9 protein-coding genes are annotated in these 7,382 nt (G+C 64.3%); 1 reads left to right on the forward strand and 8 read right to left on the reverse strand.

Going from position 1 to position 7,382, the window contains the following annotated elements:
* Nucleotides 1-40: 40 nt before the first annotated feature.
* The 7 genes from F6X53_RS33475 to F6X53_RS28500 all read right to left on the reverse strand — a co-directional run bounded on the left by F6X53_RS33475 (nucleotide 41) and on the right by F6X53_RS28500 (nucleotide 5,439).
* The gene (locus tag F6X53_RS33475) at nucleotides 41-364 is read right to left on the reverse strand and encodes a hypothetical protein (protein WP_238297835.1); all 324 of its coding nucleotides are present in this window, start codon (nucleotides 362-364) and stop codon (nucleotides 41-43) included.
* Nucleotides 365-379: 15 nt separating this feature from the next.
* The gene (locus tag F6X53_RS33480; RefSeq protein ID WP_238297837.1) at nucleotides 380-535 is read right to left on the reverse strand and encodes a hypothetical protein; all 156 of its coding nucleotides are present in this window, start codon (nucleotides 533-535) and stop codon (nucleotides 380-382) included.
* Nucleotides 536-893: 358 nt separating this feature from the next.
* A complete protein-coding gene (locus tag F6X53_RS28480; protein ID WP_151004734.1) occupies nucleotides 894-1,580 on the reverse strand; it encodes a hypothetical protein in 687 nt (228 codons plus the stop codon).
* A 1,218-nt stretch (nucleotides 1,581-2,798) separates the two neighbouring features.
* Nucleotides 2,799-3,257 carry a tautomerase family protein gene (locus F6X53_RS28485; protein WP_151004736.1) on the reverse strand — a complete coding sequence of 153 codons (459 nt, stop codon included), beginning with the start codon at nucleotides 3,255-3,257 and terminating at the stop codon, nucleotides 2,799-2,801.
* A gap of 358 nt (nucleotides 3,258-3,615) precedes the next feature.
* Entirely contained in the window at nucleotides 3,616-3,999 is a 384-nt protein-coding gene (locus F6X53_RS28490) for a tautomerase family protein (RefSeq protein WP_151004737.1), read from the reverse strand.
* 216 nt (nucleotides 4,000-4,215) lie between these two features.
* Nucleotides 4,216-4,611, reverse strand: coding sequence for a tautomerase family protein (locus tag F6X53_RS28495; protein ID WP_151004739.1), 396 nt, complete (start codon nucleotides 4,609-4,611; stop codon nucleotides 4,216-4,218).
* Nucleotides 4,612-4,626: 15 nt separating this feature from the next.
* Nucleotides 4,627-5,439, reverse strand: coding sequence for an SDR family NAD(P)-dependent oxidoreductase (locus F6X53_RS28500; protein ID WP_151004747.1), 813 nt, complete (start codon nucleotides 5,437-5,439; stop codon nucleotides 4,627-4,629).
* A gap of 118 nt (nucleotides 5,440-5,557) precedes the next feature.
* Here F6X53_RS28500 and F6X53_RS28505 point away from each other — a divergent pair, with 118 nt between their 5' ends.
* Complete coding sequence (locus tag F6X53_RS28505; RefSeq protein ID WP_151004741.1) at nucleotides 5,558-6,511, forward strand: GlxA family transcriptional regulator; 954 nt, start codon at nucleotides 5,558-5,560, stop codon at nucleotides 6,509-6,511.
* Between the two features lie 306 nt (nucleotides 6,512-6,817).
* Here the strand turns inward: F6X53_RS28505 and F6X53_RS28510 are convergent, their stop codons facing one another.
* Nucleotides 6,818-7,057, reverse strand: coding sequence for a hypothetical protein (locus tag F6X53_RS28510; RefSeq protein WP_238297572.1), 240 nt, complete (start codon nucleotides 7,055-7,057; stop codon nucleotides 6,818-6,820).
* Nucleotides 7,058-7,382: the final 325 nt, after the last annotated feature.

A 7,382-nucleotide genomic window follows, 5' to 3' on the forward strand; every position in this document is an offset into this window, starting at 1 on the left:
GCGACGTCAAGGCGGTGGCGCGATTTTCTTTCGGGCCCGGTCAGCCGAGCACGCGCAGCAGTTCATGGGCAAGGCGATCGGGCAGCTTGGCCGCGGCCGTGCCGTTGAAGGCCGACGCGGTCGCGCTCTTGACCATCTCGTCGGGGATGAACAGCCCCGACTTCACCTTGTTGGAGCGGTCGAGCCTACTGTTCGTGGTCGAGCCGGCCCGCTCGAAGACGTGGCCGTTCCCGTTGCCCTTGGTCATGCGGTGCGGCCACCAGTCCGCCTTTATGAAGGTGCGCGCGTAGACATGGCGCGCACTCCACGGGGCGGCCGACACGCCCTTGGCGGTCTCCCACGCCCCGAAATACTTCAACGCCACGTTCCCGCCCTCGGACTAGATCGTGTAGGTGAGGACGCCGGGAGACGCGCGGGTGACCCGCAGCGCCTTGACGATCACCGTGCGCTTGAGACCCGTCTGCGCGGTGAGCGCGCGGGTCATCTGGGTACGCGCCTTGTCGCCCGTGTGGTTGAGGGCGCGGGTGAGAGCCATGAGCGCCTTGGCGCCGGCCTGCCCTGCCCGATCAGGCTGCCCAGGCGCGCGATCGAGGCAGCGTCGAGGGTGACGAACAGGGCGCTGCTCACGGCCGCCTCCGACCGGTGAGGCGGGCGGCGAGTGCCCGAGCATCGGCAGCGAGGCTGCGTCCGATCACCTGCGCGCTCTGCGCTGCCGTCCGCGCCGGAGAGCGCCCGGGCCGCCGCCGTGAGGGCGGCGCGGTGCTCACCGCAGCGGTAGCGCATGGTCGCCTCCTGGACGGTGCGAGCCCCACGAAAAAACCCCGCCGGGGTGCGGCGGGGTTGTTTGAGGCCCTTTTGGGGTGTTCCGACTATGGTCAAGGTTCTTCACCCTGTCAAAGTTTCCCCTTTTTGGGAGCTTTCAAAGACGCTTTCTTTCGCGTTTTCAACGTTTTGCTAGGAAGTGATGGAGCCACAATCTGGCCCCGCAGCACGCGCCGCTCACCCGCCCACGGCTCGGCCGGAGCGGCCGGCCCAGTGACTTCGTAGCCCGGCAGGCCAGCCAGGGCCGTGACCAGCATGGCGAGGACGGCGTGCCAGACCGCGTAGGTGGCGTGCTCGATCGCGACCACGTCGAGCGGGGTGACGTACTCGGGCACGTGGTCGACGACCTTGCGCGGCCCGGCATAGATCGGGCGCAGGCGCGCCACCTCGAACGGCGAGACGTAGGGGCGCTCGGCGTCCAGCGCCGCGACCACTAGGAGCGGCGACGTGACGATGCGGGTCACGGGGCGGCGCGGGCCCGCCTCGACCCACTCGCTCTCCTCCTCGGTCACCGGAGCGGCCGTAGCGGACCGGAGCTGGCGGCGCTTGCGCAGCTTGATCACCGTCAGCGCGTCGCGGTGCAGGTTGATCCGGTGCCCGAGCTGCGCCGCCGTGACCTCATCCCAGACCACGAAGCCGCCGAGGCTGTCGAGTTCGACGTTGAAGTCGGGCAGGTCGAGGACGACCTCGTGCACGGTCAGGAGCGCGTCGGGCGCGTTGACGAGGCGCAGGAACATGCCGCGCATCTCCGCCGCCATGCGGTCGGCGTAGCTCGACGTGTCAACCTTGTCGTTCGTGGAGAACTTCGAGCCCGGAGGCGCGGGCCGCCGGTGAGGCCGATCGCTCCCATGGCGCCGACCTGGCCGTGGATCTGCTTCTCACGGTAGAGGCGAGAGAGCAGGGCCTCGATATCCACAGTTTCGCGCGATTGCATGGGGTGGCTCGTCCGGAGCTGCAGCGAGGGTTTGCGAGGGTTGAGCGAGGGTTTTTTCAAACCCTCGCGCGCCAGTTCTCTATTTAATTTCAATTATTTACCTACCCCTCTGCGAGGGTAGCGAGGGTTTGAGCCCTAGAGTACATATAGAAAGCTGGGGCGAATGGCGGCCCCTGGAACCCCTTATGCTCACGTGGGCGCGCGAGCGCCAAACCCTCGCAACCCTCGCAGAACTCTCGCAAATGCCTGATATCTCGGCGGTTTTGCGTTTGCGAGGGTTTGAACCAACCCTCGCAAACCCTCGCAAACCCTCGCGTTTTTGGCCCTGAAAGCCCGCGATTTGAGACTATTGCGAAGGTTAGCGCTCATCCGGCCCATCTGCAAAGGGGGCGCGGGGGCCGGCGCTCGGCAATTCAGGCACGCCGGTGAGGTCGAGCCGCACGTTCAGGTAGCGCCGCATCCGGGCATTGTCGCGGACGAAGCGAACGTCGAGCCCGTGACGCGCGGGCCGCCGGTGAGGCCGGTCGCCCCCATGGCGCCGACCTGGCCGCCGGCCGGTGGATCTGCTTCTCACGGTAGAGGCGAGAGAGCAGGGCCTCGATGTCGATCGCCTCGCCCTTAGTGTTCTGTCCCGCCGACATGGTCCGCCGCTCCGTTTATGGGACGGTAGCCGCCGCCCGCCGGCGCTAGCCTCCCAAACTCAGGGCCATTGCCGGCCCATTAAACTCTTGGTTTTTCTACAACTTCACTTTTTCATGGGAGGCTAGGGAGGGTAGAAATCAGGCTACGTATGAGAACACCGCCGAAATTTCGCGATTTTCCTCCGTCCCCCATCCGTCATGTATAAGGGTAGCAAGCGCAGAGAGGGTCCACTTCTAAGCCACCGCCGTGAACGCAACCGGCACACTGCTCGACCGGACAATCATCCGCGCGCCTCGCCTCAGTGGACGGTGAACCCCCCATCTACTCGAAAGGGACCGTCCGCTGCGTGGCCACCATCCATTTTTTGGGGCGATCACCGTTGATGAGAATGACCGCAGCTTTATAGGTGAAACTCTCCTTTTTTAACTCCCAAAGATACCAAATGATCTTGCAGTTTCACCGGGAGAGCATCGAACCAAGTTTGTTCTTGTCCAGGTGCGGGGAGAACGTGGCCGTATTCGACCATATCAGTCGCTTCGAGATTGCAGAGGTACACCCAGATCGTGGTCTCATCGACGCCAGCGATCCGGCTCACGTCCCGCATAATCGCCAGCATAAGCCCGCTGCGTTGCTCTACCGTCCGGCCGGCACGGATGTCCGCTCTGATCCAAATCTGGTCGTTCGCTAGCTGCCCGCCGAGGTAGCGATCGGCGGTCGCTTTCTCATCGATGACAATCTGCACGAAGTAGGTTGGCGCCCCTGTCACCTCGTGGTGACGGCGGGTAATCGCCTCGGCGATTTCGGCCTTCTGTCGCTCATCGAGCAGGCCAGGGCGAACTGAACATACATAGGTTGGCATAGGCTTCTCCCTTCAGCGTACGAGATACCGTCGCAGCTGGCTGCGGTAAGCACCAGAGAGTTCAGGATGGTACACCGGCAAATTCCGAGCGATCTCCACGGCAGTAGATCTACGCAACCAACATCTGCTTTCGAGAATTACGCAAACAGTATTCGACGGCGACGTTGAGTTGCAAGCAGCCGTGAATGGCAGTCTGTTAATGGCGCCCCCATAGTGAGCCGAGAGCGGTGTTCCGTTCTTGCATACCTAAATCGAACCAACGGAGCCGGCCGCTTTGGGTGGCGAACCGTCATTGAGCGGCCGTCTGGAAGCTGACCTTCAGAGGGGTATCAGCGCCTGGATCTCGCACGGACGCCGATTAGGTCGCGTACTGAGCCTCACCGTTGCCGAAGGACCAGTTCTCCTTGGCGACCTCGACGAGGCTGATGAACACGTCCTCGCGGCGTAGGCCCAGGCGCTCATGAAGGCCGTCCGCGACGGCCTTGAAGAAGCCCCGCTTTTGCTCGACCCCTCGCCCAGCGTTGAGGGTGAGCTGGATGACGACGCAGTCCCCTGTCCGGTTGATACCGAGATAGCCCGGGTCGATGAAGAAGTTCTCCGGCTCATGCTCGTTGATGACTTGGAAGCGGTCGTCCTTGGGCACGTTCAGCGCGTCGAGCATGGCGTCGTAGACGACCTCGCCGATCGTGCGGCGGTACTCGGCGGACTTACCCTTGGCGAGATCAATCCGGGCAAATGGCATGCCATGCTCCTCTGAGGACCAAACGTCAGATTTCGACCGTGAGACTTTGGGCAGCGATGTCGGCGCACCCACCGCGCCGTCCCGCAGATTAGCCGGGGACAAAGGCCGGTAGGTCTAGCTGGGTCCTCTCTCGGGCCGAACGCCGCGTAACGGCCACGAGACGCCCATGCTGAAAGCGAACGTCCGCTCTCGCCAAAGATCCTTTGCAATGCGGGTTCATCGCTCGTCCGGCGACCAGTCGGGACTGTAGCCACCGAGCGCGGGATGATACATCTCGTCGCCGGAATGCTGCGTGAACTCCACGTTTAGGCGATCCTCGTGCAAGCCGAGGACCTCGATGCAGTGCGTGCACAATGCCTTGGCGACCGCCATCCGCAGCTCGGCTGGGCGCCCCTTCCGGATGTCCAGCATCATCACGGACACCGGCACGGGCTCGCCGCCGGCATCCGGTATTCGCCACACGCCTCCCTCGCCGAGTTCACGGATGGCGACGCTGATCCGCCTGATATCGACCGACATCATCTCCGCGTAGGTCTGGCTCATCAGCGCAGCAAGGCGCTTCTTGGATGCCACCGAGTGATTACCGGTGACGTCGAGCTGAAGGTAAGGCATGGGCGTCCCTCGGGTTCAGGCCAGGTTCGCCGTTTCAAGCGCGTAGCGCGGTGAAGGCTTGGCATTGTTGAACTTGGCGGAGATCGCGCGGCGGTCCTCTTCCCAGCGCGTCCAGCCGCCGACGTCCTGCAGGCCCGGGATCGTGACCAGTTCGCCCTGGTCCAACCCGCTCAGCGCGGCGTCGACCAGATCGGCCGCCGACATGGTGACCGACGACGTCTTTTGCGCCGCGTAGCCGGCCACGTCCCAGAACTCGGTGGCCGTCGCACCGGGCAGCACGGTCTGGACGCGCACGCCCTTGTCCGCCAGATCCTTCTGCAGCGAGTGGCCGAAGCTGAGGACGTAGGACTTCGAGGCGCTGTAGACGCCGTTGAGCATCTCGACCGCGACGCCGACGACGGACGAGATGTTGACGATGGTCCCGGATCCGCGCGCCGCGAAGGCCGGCGCGACCGCGTAGGTCAGGCGGGTCAGTGCGGTGATGTTGAGCTGGATCATCGCGTCCATCGTCTCCACGTCAACCTGGAGGATCGACGCGACGGAGCCGATGCCGGCATTGTTGACGAGCATGGTGATGCTCGCGTCCTCGCGCAGGCGAGCCTCCAGGCGAGCGAGATCGTCCTTGCGGCCCAGGTCGGCCTTGAACGGCTCGACCTTGCGCCCCGTCTCGCGGGCCAAGCGGTCGGCCAGCGCGTGCAGGCGCTCCCCGTTTCGGGCGACCAGCAGGAGGTCATACCCCCGCTTGGCGAGACGGTCGGCGTAGATCGCGCCGATGCCGGCGGATGCACCGGTCACGACAGCAAGGCCCTTGCTGGACTGGGAAGTCATCGTCGTTCTCCTCTTCCTTCGCGCCACAGGCTGGCGGCGTTCGGTTGGAGGAAGCTACCGTTGCCTGAGAGCGGCGCAAATGTCATAGTTGCGTCAATTTAGGACATCGGAGACGGGCATGCAGCGCGTCGGCTTCATCGTCTATCCCGGCTACTCGATGATGGCGCTGGCGGCCGTGCCGGCCTTCGAGGTCGCCAATCTCGCGGCGGATGAGGCGACCTACGACATCCACTTCATCTCCGAGCATGGAGGGCCGGTCAGCACATCGGCCGGCATGAACGTGGACACGGAGGCGTTCGGCGAGACGCTCTTCGACACGCTCGTCATCGGCGGCGGCACATTCGTACGACCGTCGACGCCGGGCCTTATCGCCCTCGTGCAGCGCGCGGCCGCTCAGGCCCGGCGCGTGGCCGCAATCTGCACGGGAGCCTTCGTTCTCGGCGAGGCCGGCCTGCTCGACGGCCGGCGGGTCACGACGCACTGGATGCACGCGCGGGAGCTACAGAACCAGTTCCCAAAGTGCTCGGTCGACGGGGACCGCATCTTCATCAACGACGGCTCGATCTGGACGTCTGCGGGGATGAGCGCCGGCATCGACCTGGCGCTCGCTCTGATCGAGGCGGATCTCGGCCAGGAGGTGGCGCACTCCGTCGCCAAGAAGCTCGTGCTCTATCACCGCCGGGCGGGCGGGCAGTCGCAATTCTCGACCCTGCTCGACCTCGATGCGAAATCGGACCGCATCCAAGCCGCCTTGACCTATGCCAAACGGAACCTCCACCGCCCGCTGTCGGTCGAGGAGCTGGCGGAGGCCGCCCACCTCAGTCCGCGTCAGTTCAGCCGCGTCTTTCATGCCGAGACCGGCCAGTCGCCGGCCAAGGCGGTCGAGAACCTGCGCGTCGAGGCTGCGCGGGTTCTGATGGAGCGCAGCCGGCATCCCATCGATGCCGTCGCCGACCAGACCGGCTTCGCGGACCGCAACCGGATGCGCCGTGCTTTCCTCCGCGCCTTCGGGCAGCCACCGCAGGTCGTCCGGCGTAATGCACGCGGGGCATTGGATGCGATGGGTGCGTAGTGCGGAACGAGTGCTATCAGCCGAGGCGCGCGATCGACGAACATCGGATCCGACGATCCGAGAACGGACCATCGCAAAGGCTACCCATTCCGATCGTAGGCCTCTGACTTACCAAGCAGCCCTGAAGCGGACGTTCGCAGCTTCCGCAAAGGGGTCGGAAGCAGCCGTGAATAACGGTCTGCTAAGGTCGCATCCATAGTGAACTGCGGCCGGTCGCTCCGATGGGCATACCCAAAGCGAACCGGCGGCGAGTTCAAGAAAAAGCCCCGGCACGGGCCAGGGCTGTCGCGCCGACTGTCGGGTGGCTCAGTGGAGTTCGTAGCAGTTCGTGACGACCCTCTGGCTTCTGGTCACGTCGTAGAGGATCGAGCGCTGAACCAGGAAGTTTAGGCCCTTCTTGCGAAACAGGATCAGGGAGGAGCGGTTGTCGAAGGTCCCGACATAGCCCGCGATCTCCCACTCCTCGCTGAGCATGCGCTCGATGGTGCGCGGGGGTTCAGCCGCGGACACGGTGCTGCAGAAGGTGAGAGCAAGGACAAGCCCCATGCAGTAGCGCATCGTTCTTTCTCAGCGAGCCAAGCTGGGAAAGCTCCCACGTTGTCGCCTGTCTGGCCACACCCAAGCGATACCAGAGCGACGGGCGGCAGAGAGATCCGCTGATTGTCGGGTTTCCAGGAACCGTATTCCCGACGGATGATTATCCGACACGTTTTCCCGACAGAAGACGCAGCACGTCTGACGCTCTGAAGTCGGTTTTGCCAAGCGTCGGGAAAACGGTCGGATTGCCGACATACGAACCGATAGGACACATGTCCGAGTTGGGTGGATATGCGGCGGTCCGCTCTCAGCGCCCTATTGCCGAAAGCGGACT

Origin of the sequence: Methylobacterium soli (genome assembly GCF_008806385.1) — a bacterium.
Classification (GTDB): domain Bacteria; phylum Pseudomonadota; class Alphaproteobacteria; order Rhizobiales; family Beijerinckiaceae; genus Methylobacterium; species Methylobacterium soli.

Coding starts and splice junctions, on each gene's coding strand:
- F6X53_RS28490 (WP_151004737.1), bottom strand. CDS start 3,999: ATGCCATTTGCCCGGATTGATCTCGCCAAGGGTAAGTCCGCCGAGTAC.
- F6X53_RS28480 (WP_151004734.1), bottom strand. CDS start 1,580: ATGGCGGCGGAGATGCGCGGCATGTTCCTGCGCCTCGTCAACGCGCCC.
- F6X53_RS28505 (WP_151004741.1), top strand. CDS start 5,558: ATGCAGCGCGTCGGCTTCATCGTCTATCCCGGCTACTCGATGATGGCG.
- F6X53_RS28495 (WP_151004739.1), bottom strand. CDS start 4,611: ATGCCTTACCTTCAGCTCGACGTCACCGGTAATCACTCGGTGGCATCC.
- F6X53_RS33480 (WP_238297837.1), bottom strand. CDS start 535: ATGGCTCTCACCCGCGCCCTCAACCACACGGGCGACAAGGCGCGTACC.
- F6X53_RS28510 (WP_238297572.1), bottom strand. CDS start 7,057: ATGGGGCTTGTCCTTGCTCTCACCTTCTGCAGCACCGTGTCCGCGGCT.
- F6X53_RS28500 (WP_151004747.1), bottom strand. CDS start 5,439: ATGACTTCCCAGTCCAGCAAGGGCCTTGCTGTCGTGACCGGTGCATCC.
- F6X53_RS28485 (WP_151004736.1), bottom strand. CDS start 3,257: ATGCCAACCTATGTATGTTCAGTTCGCCCTGGCCTGCTCGATGAGCGA.